The sequence below is a fragment of the Kitasatospora purpeofusca genome (genome assembly GCF_034043715.1).
In the GTDB taxonomy this organism is placed as follows: Bacteria; Actinomycetota; Actinomycetes; order Streptomycetales; family Streptomycetaceae; genus Kitasatospora; species Kitasatospora purpeofusca_A.
The window spans coordinates 62,675-82,524 of the sequence record NZ_JAXCLC010000029.1; the positions used below are offsets into that span (position 1 = coordinate 62,675).

General features: G+C 74.4%; 20 protein-coding genes. 9 read left to right on the plus strand and 11 right to left on the minus strand.

From position 1 onward, the window contains the following. Positions 1–114 precede the first annotated feature (114 nt). Complete coding sequence (locus SM793_RS17145) at positions 115–852, plus strand: VOC family protein (protein WP_320439054.1); 738 nt, start codon at positions 115–117, stop codon at positions 850–852. A gap of 25 nt (positions 853–877) precedes the next feature. Here the strand turns inward: SM793_RS17145 and SM793_RS17150 are convergent, their stop codons facing one another. Further along, positions 878–2,092 carry a saccharopine dehydrogenase family protein gene (locus tag SM793_RS17150; RefSeq protein WP_320439055.1) on the minus strand — a complete coding sequence of 405 codons (1,215 nt, stop codon included), beginning with the start codon at positions 2,090–2,092 and terminating at the stop codon, positions 878–880. A 272-nt stretch (positions 2,093–2,364) separates the two neighbouring features. On the opposite strand from SM793_RS17150, the gene SM793_RS17155 reads away from it, so the two are divergent. From SM793_RS17155 to SM793_RS17165, 3 genes are all read left to right on the plus strand, one after another. After that, positions 2,365–2,925: a dihydrofolate reductase family protein gene (locus SM793_RS17155; protein WP_320439056.1), complete on the plus strand. Its 561-nt coding sequence runs from the start codon at positions 2,365–2,367 to the stop codon at positions 2,923–2,925. A gap of 227 nt (positions 2,926–3,152) precedes the next feature. Then, positions 3,153–3,395, plus strand: coding sequence for a DUF397 domain-containing protein (locus tag SM793_RS17160; RefSeq protein WP_413815979.1), 243 nt, complete (start codon positions 3,153–3,155; stop codon positions 3,393–3,395). A 122-nt stretch (positions 3,396–3,517) separates the two neighbouring features. After that, positions 3,518–4,477, plus strand: coding sequence for a Scr1 family TA system antitoxin-like transcriptional regulator (locus SM793_RS17165; protein ID WP_320439057.1), 960 nt, complete (start codon positions 3,518–3,520; stop codon positions 4,475–4,477). Between the two features lie 87 nt (positions 4,478–4,564). On the opposite strand, the gene SM793_RS17170 is transcribed toward SM793_RS17165, so the two are convergent. From SM793_RS17170 to SM793_RS17180, 3 genes are all read right to left on the minus strand, one after another. Next, a complete protein-coding gene (locus SM793_RS17170; protein WP_320439058.1) occupies positions 4,565–5,392 on the minus strand; it encodes an SAM-dependent methyltransferase in 828 nt (275 codons plus the stop codon). Between the two features lie 216 nt (positions 5,393–5,608). Next, positions 5,609–6,082, minus strand: coding sequence for a hypothetical protein (locus SM793_RS17175; protein WP_320439059.1), 474 nt, complete (start codon positions 6,080–6,082; stop codon positions 5,609–5,611). 155 nt (positions 6,083–6,237) lie between these two features. Further along, the gene (locus SM793_RS17180) at positions 6,238–6,426 is read right to left on the minus strand and encodes a hypothetical protein (protein WP_320439060.1); all 189 of its coding nucleotides are present in this window, start codon (positions 6,424–6,426) and stop codon (positions 6,238–6,240) included. Positions 6,427–6,889: 463 nt separating this feature from the next. On the opposite strand from SM793_RS17180, the gene thpR reads away from it, so the two are divergent. Further along, positions 6,890–7,507 (plus strand): RNA 2',3'-cyclic phosphodiesterase, encoded by a 618-nt coding sequence (gene thpR / locus SM793_RS17185; protein ID WP_320439061.1) that lies wholly within the window; start codon positions 6,890–6,892, stop codon positions 7,505–7,507. 46 nt (positions 7,508–7,553) lie between these two features. Here the strand turns inward: thpR and SM793_RS17190 are convergent, their stop codons facing one another. The 3 genes from SM793_RS17190 to SM793_RS17200 all read right to left on the minus strand — a co-directional run bounded on the left by SM793_RS17190 (position 7,554) and on the right by SM793_RS17200 (position 12,111). Continuing rightward, positions 7,554–8,906, minus strand: a complete 1,353-nt coding sequence (locus tag SM793_RS17190; protein ID WP_320439062.1) for a glutamate-cysteine ligase family protein — start codon at positions 8,904–8,906, stop codon at positions 7,554–7,556. Next, complete coding sequence (locus tag SM793_RS17195; RefSeq protein WP_320439063.1) at positions 8,903–10,435, minus strand: NAD(P)/FAD-dependent oxidoreductase; 1,533 nt, start codon at positions 10,433–10,435, stop codon at positions 8,903–8,905. The genes SM793_RS17190 and SM793_RS17195 overlap by 4 nt, the downstream gene beginning before the upstream one ends. 305 nt (positions 10,436–10,740) lie before the next feature. Next, positions 10,741–12,111 carry an amidase family protein gene (locus SM793_RS17200; protein ID WP_320439064.1) on the minus strand — a complete coding sequence of 457 codons (1,371 nt, stop codon included), beginning with the start codon at positions 12,109–12,111 and terminating at the stop codon, positions 10,741–10,743. A gap of 222 nt (positions 12,112–12,333) precedes the next feature. Here SM793_RS17200 and SM793_RS17205 point away from each other — a divergent pair, with 222 nt between their 5' ends. Together SM793_RS17205 and SM793_RS17210 are read left to right on the plus strand one after the other, a co-directional pair. After that, on the plus strand, positions 12,334–13,038 hold the full coding sequence (locus SM793_RS17205; RefSeq protein ID WP_320439065.1) for a hypothetical protein: 705 nt from the start codon (positions 12,334–12,336) through the stop codon (positions 13,036–13,038). Positions 13,039–13,234: 196 nt separating this feature from the next. Next, a complete protein-coding gene (locus SM793_RS17210) occupies positions 13,235–14,716 on the plus strand; it encodes a glutamate synthase subunit beta (protein WP_320439066.1) in 1,482 nt (493 codons plus the stop codon). 28 nt (positions 14,717–14,744) lie between these two features. Here the strand turns inward: SM793_RS17210 and SM793_RS17215 are convergent, their stop codons facing one another. Next, positions 14,745–15,359, minus strand: a complete 615-nt coding sequence (locus tag SM793_RS17215; RefSeq protein WP_320439067.1) for a TetR/AcrR family transcriptional regulator — start codon at positions 15,357–15,359, stop codon at positions 14,745–14,747. 105 nt (positions 15,360–15,464) lie between these two features. On the opposite strand from SM793_RS17215, the gene SM793_RS17220 reads away from it, so the two are divergent. Then, positions 15,465–15,935: a nuclear transport factor 2 family protein gene (locus tag SM793_RS17220; RefSeq protein WP_320439068.1), complete on the plus strand. Its 471-nt coding sequence runs from the start codon at positions 15,465–15,467 to the stop codon at positions 15,933–15,935. A gap of 19 nt (positions 15,936–15,954) precedes the next feature. On the opposite strand, the gene SM793_RS17225 is transcribed toward SM793_RS17220, so the two are convergent. From SM793_RS17225 to SM793_RS17235, 3 genes are all read right to left on the minus strand, one after another. After that, entirely contained in the window at positions 15,955–16,389 is a 435-nt protein-coding gene (locus SM793_RS17225) for a hypothetical protein (RefSeq protein WP_320439069.1), read from the minus strand. A gap of 158 nt (positions 16,390–16,547) precedes the next feature. After that, positions 16,548–17,288, minus strand: a complete 741-nt coding sequence (locus tag SM793_RS17230) for a class I SAM-dependent methyltransferase (protein WP_320439070.1) — start codon at positions 17,286–17,288, stop codon at positions 16,548–16,550. Between the two features lie 191 nt (positions 17,289–17,479). Continuing rightward, positions 17,480–19,063, minus strand: coding sequence for an FAD-binding oxidoreductase (locus SM793_RS17235; protein WP_320439071.1), 1,584 nt, complete (start codon positions 19,061–19,063; stop codon positions 17,480–17,482). A gap of 101 nt (positions 19,064–19,164) precedes the next feature. Between SM793_RS17235 and SM793_RS17240 the strand changes: the two genes are divergently transcribed. After that, entirely contained in the window at positions 19,165–19,788 is a 624-nt protein-coding gene (locus SM793_RS17240; protein ID WP_320439072.1) for a TetR/AcrR family transcriptional regulator, read from the plus strand. The last annotated feature ends 62 nt before the right edge of the window (positions 19,789–19,850 follow it).

Consider the following 19,850-nt stretch of genomic DNA (forward strand, 5'->3'; position numbering starts at 1 on the left):
AAGGTTGAGTCATCCTACTTTGTCCGCTTCGGCGCAGGATGCGTGCGGCCCCGGCCCCGGTGCCGCTCGGAATCGCCGTCGACGCATCCGGGGGCCGCTCCTATGATGTTGATCATGGCGACGCGACTTGTGCAGATCAACATGAAGGCCCAGGACGACTCCGCGCTGGGCCGGTTCTGGGCGGAGGTGCTCGGCTGGGGGATCGACAGCGAGGGCCCCGGGGTGACCAACCTCGAACCCGTCGGGCTCCCCTACCCGGACCCGTCGGCGATCTTCATCGACCTCGTGGCCCGTCCGGAGCCCAAGACCGGGAAGAACCGGGTGCACCTCGATCTGGCCACCACCTCGGCCGCCCACCAGGCGGAGCTGGTCGCACGCCTGGAGGGCCTCGGCGCGACGCTCGCCGACGTGGGCCAGGGCGACGTCCCCTGGACGGTCATGGCGGACCCGGAGGGCAACGAGTTCTGCGTCCTGGAGCCCCGCCCGGTCTACGGGGACACCGGGCCGGTCGCGGCGGTGGTGGTCGACTGCGCCGACCCGCGCGAGATGGCCCGCTTCTGGGGCGAGGCGATGGACTGGACGGTGCACGAGGTCGCCGACGACCACGCGACCATGCGTTCCGCCCAGGGCGTCGGCCCGTACCTGGAGTTCGTCCGCACCCCCGACGCCAAGAACGGGTGGAACCGCGTCCACCTCGACATCCGCCCCTACCCGGGGGACGACCTGGAGGTGGAGGCGGCCCGGCTGCGCGCCCTGGGAGCCACCGATCCGGGGTTGGACCGGTCCGCCATCTCGTGGACGGTGCTGGCCGACCCGGAGGGCAACGAGTTCTGCCTCCTCAGCCCCAAGTGAGACCGGGGGCGCCCCCCGGCGGCCCTCAGCGGCCGGGGGCGCCCGTCGGCGGGGCGTCCAGGACCCGGAAGGAGATGCCGGCCGCGGCCAGCCGGTCGATCAGCGGACGCCCCATCGCCACGGCCGTGGTCAGCTGTCCGGCCGTGGGCGGCAGGTCGTCGTAGGCGAGGCAGAGCGCGGACTCGGCGAGCATGACCGCGGTCTCCTGGTAGCCGGGATCGCCCCCGGACACCTCGGTGACCAGCGGCCGGCCGCCGTCCGTCCGGGCCACGAACCGGACGGTGAACCAGGACCCGGCCCGCCGCTGCGCGCCCGGTCCCTCGCCGGGCCCGCGCAGCCGCTCCAGCGCGCGGCGCAGCGGCCGCAGTTGGGCGGCGAGGGCGATCGCCGTGACCGCGAGGACGCCGCCGACCGCGACCGGCAGCCGCCGCACCGCGGCGTAGTGGGTGTAGCCGAAGTCCGGGCCGTAGGCGTCCAGTGCGGCGGCCGAGCGCCCCACCACCTGCGGGTCGATGGTGGGGAGCGGCAGCGCCCAGGCCCGGGCCGCCCGGGACCGGTGCGGACGGCCGGCCGGGGTGCGCACGCGCCGCCCCAGGGGCCGGGGCTCGGCCGCGCGGCGCTCCCGGGCGGCCCGCGCCATCGCGCGCGGCCTGGAGAAGGCGGTCATCGCCGAGGCCAGGGTGCCGCCGGAGACGGCGCCGGCGACGCGGACGAAGCCCTCGATCGAGATCCGCTCCGGCGTCGCGCCGCGGCGCAGCAGCTCCTCGACGGTGAACAGCACGCCGAGGTCGTGCGGCACCGAGTCGAAGCCGCAGGCGTGGACCAGCCGCGCGCCGGTGGCCACCGCCCGTTCGTGGTGGCGCAGGTACATTCGGTCGACGAACTCCGGCTCGCCGGTGAGGTCCACGTAGTCGGTCCCGCTGTCCGCGCAGGCGGCCACCAGTGGCTCGCCGTGGCGTAGATAGGGGCCGACGGTGGACGCCACCACCCGGGCCGAGGCGGCCACCTCGCGCAGGGCCTCGCGGTCCCCGGCGTCGGCGACCAGCAGCGGCAGCTCGGCGCAGCGCGGATCGATCGCGGCCAGTCCGGCACGGACGGCGGCGAGCCGGTCCGCGTTCCGGCCGGCGAGCGCCCAGCGGCAGCCCTCGGGCGCGGCCCGGGCCAGGTACTCGGCGGTGAGCCGGCCGGTGAACCCGGTGGCGCCGAACAGGACGAGGTCGTACGGGCGCACTGCGGCCATCAACAGTCCCTACTCGTGGGTAATCGCGCGCGCCACGCTAGGAGGCCGCCGCGGCACTGTCAACGACGCGGCCCCGGGGCGGCACGTGTCCGGGGCCGCCGCCCCGCGCGGACCGGGTGGCCGACTCCGCCGGCTGTTCTCCCGACATCCGGTGGGTGGGCGTTCCGCCGGGAGCGATGAGTTTCGGCCCGCCGACCGGTCTGACCCTGTGAAAGCAAGCAGCACCCCCAAGCACCCAAGCACTCAAGCACCCGAGACACAGGGAGATCCTGATGCGAAAGCTCACCGCAGGTCTGTTCATCGCCGCCGACGGCGTGGTGGAGAGCCCGGAGCAGTGGCACTTCCCCTACTTCGACGCGGAGATGGGCGCGGCGGTCGGAGCCCGGCTGGCGGAGGCGGACACCGTGCTGCTCGGCCGTGCCACCTACGACTCCTTCGCCGAGGTCTGGCCGACCCGTGAGGGCGCGGGCGGCGAGGAGGGCGGGATGGCGAAGGCGCTCGGGGACGCGCGCAAGGTCGTCGTCTCCCGCTCGCGGCTGGAGCTGACCTGGCGCAACTCCGAGCAGCTGCAGGGAGGTCTGGTCGAGGGCGTCGCCGCGTTGAAGCGGGAGGAGGGCGGCCCGATCGGGATGTCGGGTTCGATCTCGGTGGTGCGGGCGCTGCTGGCGGCCGGGCTGGTCGACGAGCTGCACCTGCTCGTCCACCCGATCGCGGTCGGGCGCGGCATCCGCCTGTTCGAGGAGGGCGTCGCCCCGATCCGGTTGACGCTCCTGAGCAGTACGGCCTTCGCCAGCGGTGTCCTGAACACCGTCTACGGTCCGGCCGGGCAGTAGCGGGCAGGGTCCGTCCGAAAGTGCTATCAGCCGCTGACCATAGATATGCATAAGCGATCCGTATTCACCCTATTAGGGAGTGGCGCTGTTCGATTGTCGAGGTGAATGATTCAAGTCGCCCGGCCTGCGCAATCCCGCACGGGATTGCGCAGGAGTCCCACCAGGGCACTTCTCCGTGCGTACGAAGATCGGAGGAGCGGGCGCCCATCGGACAGTGGAGATGGCTGATCGTGATCGACTACTTCAACGGCATGCCGGCCGACGTCATCGAGGCGACGGGCGGCTGGCAGAAGGCCCGGGCCAGCCAGGGCACCGGCGCTTGCGTGGAGCTGCGGAAACTGGACGACGGCCAGGTGGCCCTGCGCAACAGCCGCTTCCCGAGCGGTCCGGCCCTGGTCCTCACCGCGCCCGAGATCGCGGCACTCCTGAATGGCGTGAAGGACGGCGAATTCGACCACCTGGCGGTTTGAGTCCGTAGCACCGGCACCCGGGTCCAGCGGTCCGGCGTGACGACGGCGCCCCCCTTGTGTGAAGCTGAACCCGACCGTTCGGGGTGAGCTTCGAGATCGTGCCCAAGGGGGGCCCTTTGGCCATGGAGGACCGTGCAGTCCCGTTCGGGCGGCCCGCGCCCGACCCACCGGGATCCTGGGGGGTTCCCGCCCTGCTCCTGGGCGCGGAGCTGAAGATCGAGCGCGGCCCCCTGACCCAGCGCCAGGTGCTGGCGAGGACCAGGATCAACGTCTCCGCCTCGGTCTACAGCCGGATGGAGAACGGCGAGATGCGGATCGACAAGCCGGCCATGGTCGAAGTCCTCCTGGACGCCCTCGGGGTGCGGCCCGGGCCCAGGCGCGGACAACTGCTCCAACTCGCCCACGACGCCTCGGCGGAGGGGCGGGCCGGCTCGGTCCTGACCCGCTCCCGCGCCGCCTACCGCGAGGCCGTGCCGGACTCGATGCTGCGGCTCACCAGTCTGGAGGAGTGGGCCGCGCGACAGCTCATCATCGACACCAATGTGATCCCCGGGGTGCTCCAGACCCCCCGGTACCGCGAGGTGGTGACGGGCCGGACCCTGCTCGCCAGCCAGCGGAGGCTCGCGGACCGGATCATCGAGGTCCGAGGCCTGCGCGCCGACAGCTTCGCGAGCAGGCTCCCGAGGTCGACCTTCTTCATCCAGCGCAGCGCCCTCTACGCCGACTTCGGCGAGCCCCGGATGATGGTCGAGCAGCTCTCGGTGCTGCTGCGGCACGTGGACGAGGAGCGCTCGCCGGTCGCGGTGAGGGTGATCGGGGTGGAGAACCCCCTCGCGCTCCAGGTGACTTCGCTGATCCGGCTCAGCTTCGAGCCGGGCTCGTTCGCCGCGCCGGACGTCATCTACACCGAGGCGGGGGGACGGGGCGAGTTCCACCGGGGCCCGATCGCCGGCGAGGAGGCCGACAGCGACTACCTCGACTACCAGGACCTCAGTGACAGCGTCATCCGCCAGGCTCCGGGGCCGGTGCCGAGCCGCGAGCTGGTCGTGGAGGCGCTCGACTGGCACCGCGGCCGCCTCTGAACCCGCCCCGCCGCCCCGCACCCCGACGGTCCCGCGGCCTCCGCACCCGCCGCCTCCGCCGCCCCGGCCCCGCCGGGGGCGGCGGTCTCAGTCGACGGTGGCCAGGCCCCCGAACTCGATCCACTCCTGGGTGGCCTGACGTCGGACCAGTTCCGTGTCCGGCCGCCAGTCCGTGACGTCGAGCAGGCCGACCTCCTCCTCGATCCGGAGGCGGGGGACGGTGAAGAGTTCGGCCACCTCGGCCTGGGTCCGCACCCGGCCCCAGCGGCCGCCGGTCTGTTCCCGCATCAGCTCGGTGACCGCGTCGCGGATCCGGGCGTCCTCGCTCACGAGCTGGCAGATCACCACGACGCTGCCGGGGGCGAGCAGGCGCACGGTGTCCTCGACCATCCTGCGCGGGTTCCCCCGGTCGTCGTCGGGGACGCAGTGGAGCACGGACACGAACAGCGCGGCCACCGGCCGGTTGAAGTCGATGATCTTCGCCGCGTCGGCCGCGATGGCCGCGGTCTCCCGCATGTCCGAGGGCAGGATGAGCACGTTCCGGTTCTCCTCCAGGAACGCGCGTCCGTAGCCGAGGACCAGCGGGTCGTTGTCGATGTAGACCACCTTGCAGTCCGGATCGACGCTCTGGGCGACCTGGTGCACATTGTTCTGCGTGGGCAGGCCGGAGCCGTGGTCGAGGAACTGCCTGATCCCGTGCCGCCGGGCGATGTGGCGCACCACCCGCTCCAGGAAGGCCCGGTTGTTGAGGGCCAGCTCCCGGGTGCTGGGGGCGGTCACCAGCAGCTGGTCGCAGGCCTCGCGGTCGCACGGGTAGTTGTAGTGCCCGCCCAGGAGGTAGTCGTACATCCGCGCCGCACTGGGCGTGTCCGCGTCAACATAAGGTTCCCGCGATTCGGCCCTCGCATCGTTCACGGTGCCCCCTTTGTGTCCGCCGAAGTCGGTGTCTGCCCAAGTCCCTCGTCGACAAGCCATTGTGATGGCACGTCATCCTAGGTCGACCCGAACGCCGTTGAAACTACCCGGGTGGGTGAACTGTGGCGGGGCATGGCGATGCCGTGGCGCACCGGCGTCCGCGGGGGAGCGGCCGGGTGCGCCACGGTGGGACCGGCGCGGTCCGAAGGGCAGGCCCTATGCACCCCCGTTCCGGCCGCCGGGGTCGAGTCCGGCCAGGATCCGGCGGGCGGACCGGAGTTGGACCTGCAACTCGGGCTCGCCCAGACCCATCAGCGCCGCGGCGGCCTTGGGTTCGAGGCCCAGCCGCTCGTGCAGGAGCGCGGCGTCGGCCTGCCGGTCGGGCAGCGCGCGGTGCAGGTCGTCCGCCGGGGCGTCGGCGGCCTCGCCGCGGGCCGTCGTGACGCTGTCCCGCAGCACCCCCCAGGTGAAGGCGGCGGGGTCCCCGCGGAGCGCCGCGCTCCAGCTCAGCTCGGCCCGGCGCAGGACCTGGGCGACGACCGTCGTCGCCAGCGAGCGGTCGCCCAGGCGGGCACGGGCGTACCGCTCGTAGCTGTGGCGGTGGAGTTGGACGAAGGCCGCGTAGCCGACCGGGTCGGTCGCGGGCCTGTGCGGACGGGGCGGCCTGTGCGGACGGGGCGGATTGGGCACCATTCCTCCGATCGGGGTCGGGTCGCAGGCGTGCGGGGGCAGCCGAGTGGCTGGTGAGGTGCGCGTGGCGCGCGGGGCGCGCGCCGGGGCCGGAGTTCCGGGTCGGGGGCGCGCGTCGACCGTCCTCCACCGGAAGGGAGCCGGGTGCGATCCGCTCAGCGGCGGCGGGTCCGGCGGGTCCGGCGGTCCGGACGCGGTCCGGTCCGGGCGGCCCGGCCCGCTCCCAGCAGGCCGGGAATCACCGCGACGCGTTCCCGCCCGGCCGCGCCGTCGGCGCCCGCCGCCCGGTCGGCCGCGAACAGGACGGTCGGCCGGTCGAGTCGGGCCCGACCGGGGTGGCGCACAGGCCGCGAAATCCCGTGGGGGCGCTGTCGCCCCTGCTAGCGTGGGCGATCACCGGGGGCAGGTCCGCCTGCTCCCGGGAGGGTCGGTCATACACAGGTGTGCCTCATCTTCCGTGATCGACCCGTGCGCCCCACTCGGTGTCCTACCACTGGGTGGGGCAACCCCATTACGGGAAAAGGCCGTTGAGCAGAACCGTACCGCCCTGGTGGGCGCGTACCGGCCGTTCCGGACCGCGCGGAATCCCCCGGTCGGATCCGGTCGCGACCCGGTCGAATCCGGGCCGGCGCAGGCCCCGGCCGCCCTCTCCCGGCCAGGTACGGTCGCCCGCGGCTCCACGCGCGGACGACAGCGCCCCGGCGGCAAGCCCACCCCGCCCCCCGCCGACCCCACCCCTCCCCAGCGCCGACCGGACCCCGGGCACCGGTGGGCGAGGCCGCTCCGGCCTGGGCTAACCTCCCCTTCGTGAACGATCACCCCGAGCCCTCGACCCTGCGCGTCTTCGTGGCCCTGGCCCCGCCCGACGACGCCAAGGACGAACTGGCCCGGGCCCTGCGCCCCGCCTACGAGACCTTCCCGGGGCTGCGGTGGAACCGGATCGAGGACTGGCACATCACCCTGGCCTTCCTCGGCGAACTGCCCGCCACGGCGGTGCCCCCACTGCGCACGGCACTGGCCGCCCCGGCGGCGTCGCGCCCCGCACTGGACCTGCGCCTGCGCGGCGGCGGCCACTTCGACGGGCGACTGCTGTGGAGCGGGATCGACGGCGACCTGGAGGGACTGCACGCCCTCGCCGCCGACGTCCGCGAGGTGGTCGGCTCCTGCGGCATCACCTTCAGGGACCGCCCGCTGCGCCCCCACCTGACCCTGGCCCGCTCCCGCCGCGACGATGCCACCAGCGTCCCGCTGGCCGCGGCCGGGCTCACCGGCTTCGAGGGGCGGCCGTGGCCGACCGAACGCCTGCACCTCGTCGGCAGCAACACCGGCCGGGGCCCCGGGCCGATCCGCTACCGCGACATCGAGGCGTGGCGGTTCGGCTCCGCCGTCCCCGGCGACGGTGGGGACGCCCCCGCCGCCCGGTAGCCGGGTGGCGAACACCGCCCCGACACCGCCCCGGCGGCACGGAGGGTCAGACGCGGTGCGCGGCGACATAGCGCGCCGGGTCGGCGCGGAGGTCGCCGTGCCAGCGGTCGAGGCACTGGGCGGCGAAGGTGCGGCCGGTGGCGGCGATCTCGTCGAGCGGGTCGAGGAGCGCGGGGACGTGCGGAGGTTCCAGGCCGGCCGCGACCCGGGCGTGGAGGCCGGCCCGGGCGAGCCGGAGCAGTTCGACGGCCGACGGGTGCACGGGGGTGTCGCCGAGGCGGGTGTCGAGGCCGTGGGCGGGCAGCCGGGCGCGGGCGGCCCGGTGCTCCCCGGCGGTGTGGTGTTGGAGGAGTTCCCAGGCGGCCAGGCAGGACGCCGGATGGTAGGTGAGGCCGGTCCACAGGGCGGGCAGCGCGGCGAGGTGGGGCCAGGGCGGGCCGTCGGCGCCGCGGAGCTCCAGGGTGCGCCGGACCCGGGTGTCGGTCCACAGCTGGGAGAGGTGGCCGGCCCAGTGGTCGAGGGTGGGCGCGGTGCCGTCGTCCAGGCCGTCGCGGATCAGGTCGGCGAAGGTGCCGCCGGGTGCGCGCTGGTAGCGGCCGTCGGTGGTCCGGTAGTGGATCAGCGGGATGCCGAGCGCCCAGTCGACGATGTCGTCGGCGCCCACGTCGGGCCGCAGCGCGGGCGGCAGCAGACCGTGGCGGCGCGGGTCCATCCGCAGCCAGGACCAGGAGCGGTGCGACAGCAGGCCGCACGGGCGGCCCTCGTGCAGCGGCGAGTTGACGAGCAGGGCGGAGACGACGGGGGCGGCGGCCGTCTGCATCCGCAGCTTCCGGCCGAAGTCCCCGGGGTCGAGGAAGTCGAGGGTGACCTGGGTCGACAGCGACAGCGCCATCACGTACGGCGCCCGGGCCCCGGCCGGGCCGAGGTCGTCGAAGTAGCGGCGCATGACGGCGCCGCGGGTCATCGGCACCCATTCCACGTCGGCGAGCCGGCCGAAGGGCAGGTTGCCGCCCGGGACGAGGGCCAGGCCGAACCCGGCGGCCAGGTCGGCGAGCCGCTCCAGCGCCGCCCGGACCTCGTCCATGGCCTTGCCGACACCCGGGGCCGGTGTCGAGGAGTACTCGATCTGGCCGCCGTGCTCCAGGGTGACGCTACTGCCGTCGGGCAGCCGGACGCCGGTCAGCCGGCCGGTGTCGAGTTCGGGTTCGCCGCCCCACTGCCGCAGCACCGCCGACAGCACGGCGTGGACGCCGCTCGGCCCGTGGTAGCGGGCGCCGATGCCGGTGACCGGGTCGAGCAGCCCGCATTCGACCTCCACACCGACCTGCTCGGTGGCGTGCGGGGCGGCGCTGACCAGGGACCGCAGTTCGGCGCGGCCGAGTGGTTCGCGCGGGCTCATCGGGTGGGCGCCGCGGCCGTGCCCCGGGGGTGCCGGGCGTGTTCCAGCAGGGCGCCGACCGCGCCGAGCGCGGACTGCGCCGCGCCCTGGCACCAGGCGTGGGCGCCGGACAGGTGCTCGCCCGCGAAGAAGATCCGGGGCCGCCCGGCCGGGTGCGGGGCGCCGAGCACCGACAGGTAGCGGGTGTGCTCGCCGGGGGTCAGATGGGCGAACGCGCCACCGCCCATGCCGGTCTGCACGTCCCAGTTGCAGTGGACGATGTCGTCGACGTCCGAGGTGATCCCGGGGTGGAGCCGCTCCAGGCACTCCAGTACCAGGGCTTCCCGGTCGGACTGGTCCAGCGCGGCGAAGCGGCGGGCGTTGGCCCCCCACAGGTAGGCGCCGAGCAGGGCGGCGGGCTCCGCCGACCGCAGTGGGTCGCGGGCGCCCCAGCGCGGTGTGCCGAAGCCGTTGATGCCGCCGTCGGTGCGCACCGCGTTGTCGGAGGGGTACCAGACCTGCTGGATCGGCAGATCGGTGAAGCTTCCGCCGCCGTGGATGCCGTCCTCGCTCTCCCAGCGGCGGCGGGTCACGTGCAGCACGGTCTTGGAGCTGCTGGCGTAGCTGATGCCGCGCACGGCGTGGCGCTGGGCGTGCGGCAGGCCGGGGACGACGGTGATCTGGTCGAGCGCGGGGGCCGGGACGCAGCAGACCACGAAGTCCGCGGTGTCGTCGAGCCGGCCTCCGATCCGGCGTCCGCGCACCCGTACGCCGTCCGCGGTCGACGCGAGCTCGTCGATCCGGCTGGACAGCCGCAGGGTGCCGGGACGCAGGGCGTGGACGAAGGCGTGCACCAGGGAGTCGAGGCCGTCGGTGAGTTCGACCTGGCCGCGGTGGAAGAGGCCGAAGTAGTCGACCAGCACCTCCAGCAGCGAGGACTGCTCGTAGTGGGCGAGGCCGCTGGCATGGCCGTAGAGGTCCCAGGCGTCCTGGGAGAGGTGGTCGTGGACGAACTGCCAGAGGGACACCGAGGCCGCGCGCTCCAGCGCGGGGTCGTCCCAGTGGCCGTCCAGCGCGAGGCGCTGCTGCTCGGTGGTGAAGCCCTGCCAGACCGGGCCGAGGATCCGCTCCAGCAGGGCGGACGGCTGGTGGCGCTCCTCCGGCCGCAGGGCGAAGGCGGGGAACAGGGACGCGACGTCCTCGACCCGGACCCGACGGCCGCGCAGATGGTAGTAGGCCCTCGGATTGCAGTTGACGAACGGCCGGGTCGGCAGCCGGAAGCGGTTCACGTAGTGGAGCACGCAGTGGTGGTTCGCGGGGATGCGCATCGCGCCGAGGTCGGCGTGGGTGCCGTCCCAGAACCGGTGCGTGCGCACCCGGCCGCCCGGGCGGTTGCCGCGTTCGTAGACCACGACGTCGAAGCCGCGCCGCTGCAGCTCGTACGCGCACACCAGCCCGGCGATGCCCGCGCCGATCACCACCACCCGGCCGCCGGGGCCGGCCACCGGGTTCAGCAGGGCCCGGGGGAACGCGAAACTGGAGTCGAACATCGGGGGCGCCTTTCGCTGGACGGCCCCGGTCGCCGACTGATCGGTCAACAGTTGACGTTCGGGGCAAGGGAGTCGGGGCAGGGCAGTGGCGGCGGAGCGAGGTCGGGCGCGACGGCGGCGCCGGGTGGGTACCCCGGATCCGTGGTGCGTGGGCGATCGAACGGGATGCGGCCGTCCCGCCGGTCGCGACGGCTAACGGGCAGTCTGCCCGGTCGGGGGGCGTCGGCCGCGCATTGTCACCCGAATGGGCGGCGCGCCAGGGGAGGGCCCGAGGGTCGGCCCCGACACCCGAGCCCCCGGCCCCGTCACGGGCCAGCGCTCCCGGCCTCCCGCCGCCGCAGCAGGGCGTCGATCCGGGCGGCGACGGCCAGCAGCACCCGGTCGCCGCCGCGCGGTCCGACCAACTGGAGGCCGACCGGCGGTGAGCCGTCGACCGGGAGCGGCACCGTGACCGAGGGCAGCCCCGCGGTGGCCGGGGGAGAGGTGTTGCGGATCAGCGTGGCGAACGTGGGCACGTCCCGGCCGTTGAGGGGCAGCGACTCCTCGTTCCGGTGCAGCGGCCGGGCGCACACCGGCACGGTGGGGGCGAGGATCGCGTCCACGCCGTTCGCCGCGAAGAGTTCGGCGTAGGCGGCCTGCATCGCGCGGCGCTCCGCGACCGCCCCGCGCAGCGCGGCCGGTCCCGCGTACGCCGGGCCGGTGGGCAGCGCGGCGGCCCCGAGCAGCTCCGCGACGGCCGGGTCGGCCGCCGCGTCGAGGACCTCGGAGGTGGTGCGCCCGACGCGGTGCCCGGCGAGGTACCGGTCGAAGGCGGCGGCGAACTCCCCGAGCACCAGGTACATCCCGGCCCGGGCGTCGTACTCGACCAGGTGCCCGGTGTCGACCGGGACCCAGACGGTCCGCGCCGTGCCGAGCCGGTCCACGGCCGCCTCCCAGGCCGCCCGGACCGGGGCCTCCAGGTCCTCGGTGAACACGTGCCTCGGCAGGCCGAGCCGGAGCGTGCGGTCCGGGGGCGGCGCGGCTCCGGCGCGGCCGGTGACGAAGGCATCCAGGGCGCACAGCAGGTCCAGGGTGCGCGCCGTCGGCCCGGGGGTGTCCCGGGTGACCGACAGGGGGGTGACACCGGCCGAGGGGTAGCGCCCGGCGCTCGGGCGCAGGCCGTAGATCCCGTTGAGCGCGGCCGGGATGCCGACGGACCCGCCGGTGTCGGTGCCCAGCCCGGCGTCCACGATGCCCGAGGCCACCGCGGCGGCCGTACCGCCGCTGCTGCCGCCCGCGAACAGGGCCGGGTCGGCGCCGTTGCCGACCGCGCCGAAGGTGGGGTTGGCGGAGGTGACCCCGAGCGCCAGTTCGTGCATGTTGGTCTTGCCCAGGACGATCGCGCCGGCCGCGCGCAGCGCCGCGACGACGGGCGCGTCGGCGGCGGGGACGAACCCGGCGAGCGCGGGGGTGCCCGCCGTGCTGGGCAGGCCCGCGACATGGATGTTGTCCTTGACGGCGAGACACCAGCGGCGGGGGCCGCCGCCGCGCCGGTCGTGGCGGGCCGCCTCGGCCCGCGCCCCCTCGGCGTCGAGGGTGATGAAGGCATTGAGGTGCGCGGCAGCGGCGGCGCGCTCCAGGGCCGCCGCCACCGCCGCCCGCGCGGGGCCGCGGCCCGCTGCTCCCGGCCCGACCATCCGATCGCTCCCCTCGACCGCGCGACCGCTTCCTCCGGGCGGCCGCCCGGGCTCCACCCTGGCAGCCGCCCGGGCGGTCGGACCCCCGCGGCGCCCGGCGGGCCGCGATCTCGACAACTTCGCCACAAGGGCATCGGTTCGCGTTCCGGTCGCCCGTATCCCAGGAATCATCCCTGTCGGGCATCGGGGAGATGCCGGTGGACATGATCGGTGGGGGTAACGATGAACGCTCGGACCAGGGACGCGAAGCCGCCGGCCCGGCGCCGGCCCGCCGGCGGGAAGGTCGCCCTCGCCTTGGCACACGGCCTCTTCCTCCTCGCCGGACTCGCCACCACGGTGCTCGGCTTCAGCCGGTTCGTCGACGCGAACGACGAGGCGAGCGCCTACCGCACCGCCCCGGTGTGCGGGACGGCGGCGCACGCACCCGGCGCGGACTGCGTGCGGCACGAGACCGGAAAGGTGACCGAAAGGCGAGCCGGTTACGTCGGCGAGGACGCCGTTTTCACGCTGACCGTGGCAGGTGGGGCGGGCTCCCCGCACCGCTACACGGTCGACTCGGACCTCTACCACGCCACGGAGGTCGGCGCGGAGGTGGACCTGACGCTCTACCGGGGGACGGTGGCCGAGGTCTCCCACGGCGGGGCACGCACCCCTAACTCGGGCACGGCCTGGACGGCATCCCTGGAGGTGGCTCTTCTGGTCGGTCTGGGAGCCGCGCTCACCGTCATCGGTCTGACCTGGACGCGCTCCATCGCCCGCGTGGCCTCCTTCGCCGTCGCCATGGGCGGCTTCACCGCCGTGACGGCGTTCGCAGGCAGCCTCGCCCTCGTGCCGTCGCAGCTGCCACTCGCCGCCACCCTGGCCTTCCCCGTTCTCGGCTGGCTGGGGATGACCCTCGCCCCGGCGGCGATCGTCCGGACGGACTGACCTTCCTGTTCCCACCGGCCGGAGTTCCCCACCCCCGGTGGCCGGCCCGAGGAGCGACCCGGTCCCCGGTGCACTCCGCAGGCCGCTTCCCGGAGGCTGCTTCCCGTAGGCCGTTCGCGGGCGTAGCGTGGCCACACGGTGGCGCGTCCGCCGGGGTGCCGCCGGCCCGTGTCGGCACGCCCTGCCGGAGGCCGCGATGGCACCAGACCGGATGGCCTTCCTCACCACCCCGCGCGCGGAGCGCGCGCGACGGGACGCGCGGGAGCGGCTCGACGACTGGCGGGAGGTGTACCGCCCGGGGTCCTTGCTGCCGATCGTCGGCGGGCAGGCCGCCCGCTGCATGGACTGCGGGCTGCCGTTCTGCCACAGCGCCTGCCCGCTCGGCAACCTCGTCCCGGACTGGAACGGGCTGGTGGCCCTGGACGGCTGGCGGGCCGCGGCCGCGCGACTGCTGGCGACCAACAACTTCCCCGAGTTCACCGGGCGGCTCTGCCCGGCCCCCTGTGAGAGCGCCTGTGTGCTGGCCGTCGACGGCGGGGCGCCCGTCACGATCAAGAACATCGAGCTGGCCCTCGCCGACCGCGCCTGGGAGGAGGGCTGGGACCTCCCGCAGCCACCGGCCCGCACCACGGGCCGCCGGGTGGCGGTGGTCGGCTCCGGTCCCGCCGGCCTCGCCGCCGCCCAGCAGCTCACCCGGGCCGGCCACACCACCACGGTGTACGAGCGGGCCGACCGCCCCGGCGGGCTGCTGCGCTACGGCATCCCGCCGTTCCGGCTGGAGAAGCACCGGCTGGACCGCCGGCTCGACCAGATGCGGGCCGAGGGCACCGCGTTCCGCACCGGCCTGTGCGTCGGCCGGGACCTCGCGGCCGAGGAGCTGCGGGCCGAGTGCGACGCGCTGGTGGTCGCCGTCGGAGCCGGTCGCCGACGCGGACTGCCGGTGCCTGGCTCCGGGCTCCCGGGCGTCCACCAGGCGATGGCCTACCTGACCGGCGCGAACCGGGTCGACGAGGGCGAGCTGCGGACCGCGCCGCTGTCGGCCGAAGGCCTCCGGGTGGTGATCGTCGGCGGTGGTGACACCGCGGCGGACTGCCTCGGCACCGCGCTGCGGCAGCGGGCGGCGGCCGTCACCCAGCTCGACATCAACCCGCGCCCGCCCGCGCGCCGGGCCCCCGGACAGCCCTGGCCGGTCCACCCCAAGGTCCACCGGGAGACCACCTCGCACGAGGAGGCCGACGCCTCCGGGGACGGGGTCCGGGTGTTCGCCGCCACCACGGTCGCCTTCGAGTCCGGCCCGGACGGACGTCTCGCCGCGGTCCGCTTCGCCGACGCGGACGCCGAATCGCCCGACCGAGGGCCCCGGGCGGGCAGCGAGCGCAGCGTCCCGGCCGAACTGGCCCTGCTCGCGCTCGGCTTCACCGGCCCCGAGCCGGAGCCCTGGCTGACCGCCCGGCTCGGCCTCACGGTCGGCCCGGACGGCGCCTTCGCCCGGGACGACGGCTTCGCCGCCGGGACGGCCGGCGTGTTCGTCGCGGGCGACGCGGGGCGCGGTCAGTCGCTGATCGTGTGGGCGATCGCCGAGGGCCGCTCGGCCGCCGCCGCCGTGGACCGCCACCTGCGCGGACGCACCGAACTCCCCGACCCGATCCGGGCCTCGGCCCGGCGGCTCACCGTGTGAGCGGCCGGGGCGTCCTGCCGGGGCGTCCTCAGACCCGCGCGCCGGCGTTCGCGCCGGTGCCCGTACCGTCGTTCGTGCCAACACCCGTACTGGAGTTCGCGAGGAGCAGCCGGGCGACCTCCCGGGCCTCTGCGGCGGGGGCCGGGGTGCGGGTGAGGGCGGCGAGGGTGATCGCCCCCTCGGCGAGCAGGGCCAGGCGGACCCCGGTGCCGGCCGGGCCTCCGGCCTCGTCGGCGAGTCCGGTGAGGTAGTCGCGGAGGGCCTCCTTGTGCCGGCGCGCCGCGGCGGCGACACCGGGCGCCGTGGCGCCGAGTTCGCCGTAGGAGTTGACGAAGGCGCAGCCCCGGAAGCCGGGCCGGAAGAACCAGTCGGCGAGCCAGTCGTACACGGCGAGCACCCGCTCGCCCGGAGTGCCGGCGGCCGCGTCCACATGGTCGGCGAGGTCGGCGAGCCACCGCCGGTCGCGGCGGTCCAGATAGCCCTCGACGAGGTCGTCCTTGGAGGGGAAGAGCTGGTAGAGGCGGCGCAGGGTGACGCCGGCGGCGGTGCGGACGGCGTCCATGCCGACCGTCTGGACGCCCTGTGCGTAGAACAGCTCCTCGGCCGCGTCGAGGATCCGGGTGCGTGCGGCGTCGGTGTCCATCAGCCCTGTCCTTTACATGAGAACCATGGTTCTCATAGGGTAGCGGACATGGTGAGAACGATCGTTCTCGCCCGACTCCGGCGTCATCCCCAGAAGGAGACCGGCATGTCCGAGCAGCGCCCGCCCCTGCCCCCGTTCACCGAGGAGACCGCCCGCGTGAAGGTGCGGGCGGCCGAGGACGGCTGGAACACCCGGGACCCGCAGCGGGTCCCGCTCGCCTACACGCCCGACAGTCGGTGGCGAAACCGCGCCGAGTTCGTCACCGGGCGTGCGGAGATCGCCGCCCTCCTCACCCGCAAGTGGCGGCGTGAGCACGAGTACCGGCTGGTCAAGGAGCTCTGGGCGCACACCGCCGACCGCATCGCGGTCCGCTTCGCGTACGAGTGGCACGACGACTCCGGCCAGTGGTACCGCTCCTACGGCAACGAGAACTGGGCGTTCGACCAGGACGGCCTGATGGCGCACCGGCACGCGTCGATCAACGATCTGCCCATCACCGAGGCCGAGCGGCTCTTCCGCTGGCCGCTCGGCCGCCGCCCCGACGACCACCCGGGGCTGACCGACCTCGGGCTCTGAGCCCGGAGCCCGGGGCGCCTCAGGTGATCGAGTAGGACAGCTTGACCCGGTCGAAGCTGTCGCTGATCCTCAGGCGGAGGTAGTAGACGAACTGGCTGTCGTCGCCGTCGGGGTGAGTCGAGAGGTTGCAGGCGTCGAACAGCGCCACGCTCAACGAAGTGGCTTCGGGCGATCCCGGCGGTCCGATCCTGCCGATCGTCTGCTGCTGCGAGATCTGGGAGTCCACCACGTCGCAGCACTGGTGCACGGTGACGCCCACCGACCCGTTGCCGGGGATTCCATTGGGGTCGTCCAGTTCCGCCAGCAGTTGAACGTTGATCACGGTGCCCGCGGAAGCGCGAAACGCGGGCGAGAACATGGTCACCGTCGTGGAGGCGGTGAACGACTCGCTGATCGGCAGGGTGCGGGAACCGCCGCACGACTTGTCCGTCCTCGGAGCGATCTCATCGGACACGGCGGGCGTCCTCTCGTGAGGTCGAGGGAATACCGACCTTCTCAGCATCGCCGCCACCGGTCCGGGCCGCATCTCTGTCGGTCCGGCACGGGTCCCCGGTCCTCCCTCTGCCGTCAGGCGGCCGAGGAAGGACCGGAAGGCGCCCGGCCCGCCCGGGGTCAGGCGCGGCAGCGCAGCATCGTCAGCGGGGGGTTGGCGGCGAAGTCGTCCCAGAACTCCTCGCCGTACTCCCGCACACCGGCCGCCGAGATCTCGAGCGGGACCCAGGTGATCCCGGTGAACCCGGCCGCCCGCAGGCTCCGCTCGTAGACCTCGCGGCCGGGCGGGTTCGCGACGAAGGAGATCGGCGGATCGAGGAGTGCGGTGATCCTCACCCGGGGTCCGATCTCGGAGTCCTCGCCGAGCGATTCGCAGAGAAAGCCGTACTTGGCCAGGGACGGTCCGTCGAAGCGGTACTCCGGGTGCTGCCCGAAGGCGAAGAACTCGGCCCCGGGCGCCAGGCTCCGGTGGATGTTGCGGCACATCCGCTCGATGGTGGCGACACCGTCGGCGTAGTTGAACAACTGGACGGCGACCGCGATGTCGAAGGGCTCCTCGAACGCGCGCAGTTCCGCGACGTCGCCGAGCTCGTAGCGCACGCCCAGCGGCTCGTCCTCCTCCCGCGCCCGGGCCGCCTCGACCATCGCGGTGGAGATGTCGACGCCGAGGACGCGGGAGGCGCCGCGGCGCTTGAACTCCCGGCTGTAGAAGCCGGTTCCGGAGGCGAGGTCGAGGACCGACCTGCCCTCGACGTCGCCGACCAGGCCGAGGAAGCCGGGCACCTCCCCGTAGCGGGCGAGCGGAAGGGTCTTGAAACCCTCGAACGCCTCGCCGATCCCGTCGTACAGCTGACCGCTCATCGTCGGCCCCCCTGAGTCCTGTCCATGGCGGCGACCTTCGGAACGGCCGCGGCCTCTGGCGGGAAGTCTTCCTCCCGCCCGCCGGGCCGGCGAACTGGCGGAAGACCCGAACCTGGTGCGGTCACGGGCGCTTCGGTTCTCGTGTTCGTCCCGACCGGAGCCGTTCGACACCGACTGCCCGGCGGCCCCGTTCAGTCGAGCAGCACGCCGGGGTTGAGGATGCCGTGCGGGTCGAGGGCGCCCTTGGCGGCGCGCAGGGCCAGGGCGAACGGTTCCGGACGCTGGCGGTCGTAGCCGGGCCGGTGGTCGCGGCCGACGGCGTGGTGGTGGGTGACCGTGGCGCGGTGGCGGTGCAGGACGTCGGTGGCGGCGGCCTTGATGTCGTCCCAGACGGCGACCTCGTCGCCCGGGCGTCCGGCCACCGCGACGGTGAAGTACGGTGCGGCACCGTCGGGGTAGACATGGGTGAGGCGGCAGTTGACGGTGGCCGGCTGTCCGGTGGCCGCGCGGGCGGCGGCGCCGACCTCGGTGCGGACGGCTTCGATCAGGGCGGGGATCCGGTCCCAGGTGGCGGCGGTCTCGAAGGTCTCGACGACGGCGCCCATCCGGGCCAGCCCGTCGCGGAGGTAGGGCATCCGCAGGAACGCCGCGCGCCAGGCACCCACGGCGCCGCCGCCGCCGGTGTCCGCCCCGACCCGTCCGCCGTGGTCGCGGGCCAGCTCGACGGCCGAGGCGAGCCGGCCGTCGACGGGCCCGTGGGCGGACTCGAAGCCCAGGACCAGGACACTCGAACCGTCCTTCGACGCGCCGGAGAACAGGGCCTCGCCGGGGTCGAGCAGCCGGCAGTTGGCCGGGGCGAGGTCGGTCTGCGCGATGGTGCGCACGGCGTCCAGCGCACGCCGGAAGTCGGTGAAGGCCAGTGCGGCGGAGAGCTTGTGACGGGGGCGTTCCCGCACCCGTGTCCAGGCCTCGGTGATGACGCCGAGGGTGCCCTCGGAGCCGAGGAAGAGCCGGTCGGGCGAGGGCCCGGCCCCGGACGCCGGCAGTCGCCAGGACGTGCTGGTCCCGACGGGGGTGACCACGCGCAGCGACTGCACGAGGTCGTCGATGCGGGTGCGCCCGGTGGCGTAGTGGCCGCTCGCGCGGGTGGCCAGCCAGCCGCCGAGGGTGGAGAACTCGAAGCTCTGCGGGAAGTGGCGTAGGGTCAGGCCGTGGGGCCGCAACTGGTCCTCCAGGACGGGACCGAGGGCCCCGGCCTGGATACGGGCGGAACGGCCGGTCGGGTCGACCTCCAGGACGCGGTCCATCGAGGTCAGGTCGAGCGACAGTACGGCGCGGTGGGCGTCGCCGCGGTACTCCACCCCGCCGACCACCGAGGACCCGCCGCCGAAGGGAACGACGGCCACCCCGTGCGCGCCGGCCCAGTCGAGCAGGTCCGCCACCTCCTGGTCGCCGGTCGGGCGGGCGACCAGGTCGGGGATCCGGCCGGGGCGGCCGCGCAGCGCACGGGCGATGTCGCGGTAGGCCTTGCCCATGGCGTGAGCGGCACGGTCGCCGGGGTCGCCGCTGACGAGGCGTGCGAGGGAGCGGGGTGGCGTCACGGCGGGCCGGCCGATGGCGAGGTCGGCGATCCGGGGGACCGGCAGCGGGCGGGCCAGGGTGCCCGGCAGCAGGGCGCCCAGCGCGAGGCACTCGGCCTCGTCGGGCTGGGTGTCCTCGTAGCCCCAGCCCCACCAGGAGCGGAGGCGGGGGACGGTCTCGGCGGCAGGCGTCATGAGGCGGCTCCGAGGGGGTCCGAAGGGATCCAAGGGGGGACCCGAGGGGGGATCCGATGAACTTACCGATCAGTAAATTACCCTAGGGTAAGATCACTGGTATGACAATGCTTCCCACCAGGGCCGGCACCAAGGGCATGCCCAGGGCTGAGCGCGAACGACAGGTTCTCGCTGCAGCCACCGAGGAATTCGGCCGACGCGGCTACGAGGCCACCACCATGGCCGTCGTCGCCGCCCGGGTGGGCGTCACCAAACCCCTGCTGCACCAGTACTTCGGCAGCAAACAGGACCTCTTCCTCGGCTGCCTCGAACCGGTCGGCGACCGGCTGCTGAGAGCCGTCCGGACCGCCATGGCCGACCACGACGACGGCGCACCCCCCACACCCCTGCGCGTGCTGCGCGCCCTCTTCGACGCCCTCGACGGGCAGCGCGAGGCATGGTTCGTCCTCTACGACCCCTCGCTGCCGCCCGGCAGCGAGGCCGCCCACCGCGCCGCCCACTACCGCGACGCCATCGACGAACTCGCCGCCACCGGCACCGCCGACCTGCTGCACAGCACCGGATCCGACGACCCCCTCGACGCCGACGCCCTCAAGTACGCCTGGCGCGGCCTGTGCACCACCCTCGTCCGCTGGTGGATCGAGCACCCCGACCAGACCCCCCAGGCCATGGCAGGACGCTGCGCCCGGATCTTCGCCATCGCCCGAGCCGTCGATCCGGGCTGAGGGCCCGCCCCGAACCGCCGCCGGGTCACGGCGCCGCGAACCACCGCCGGTCGCCCGGCGGT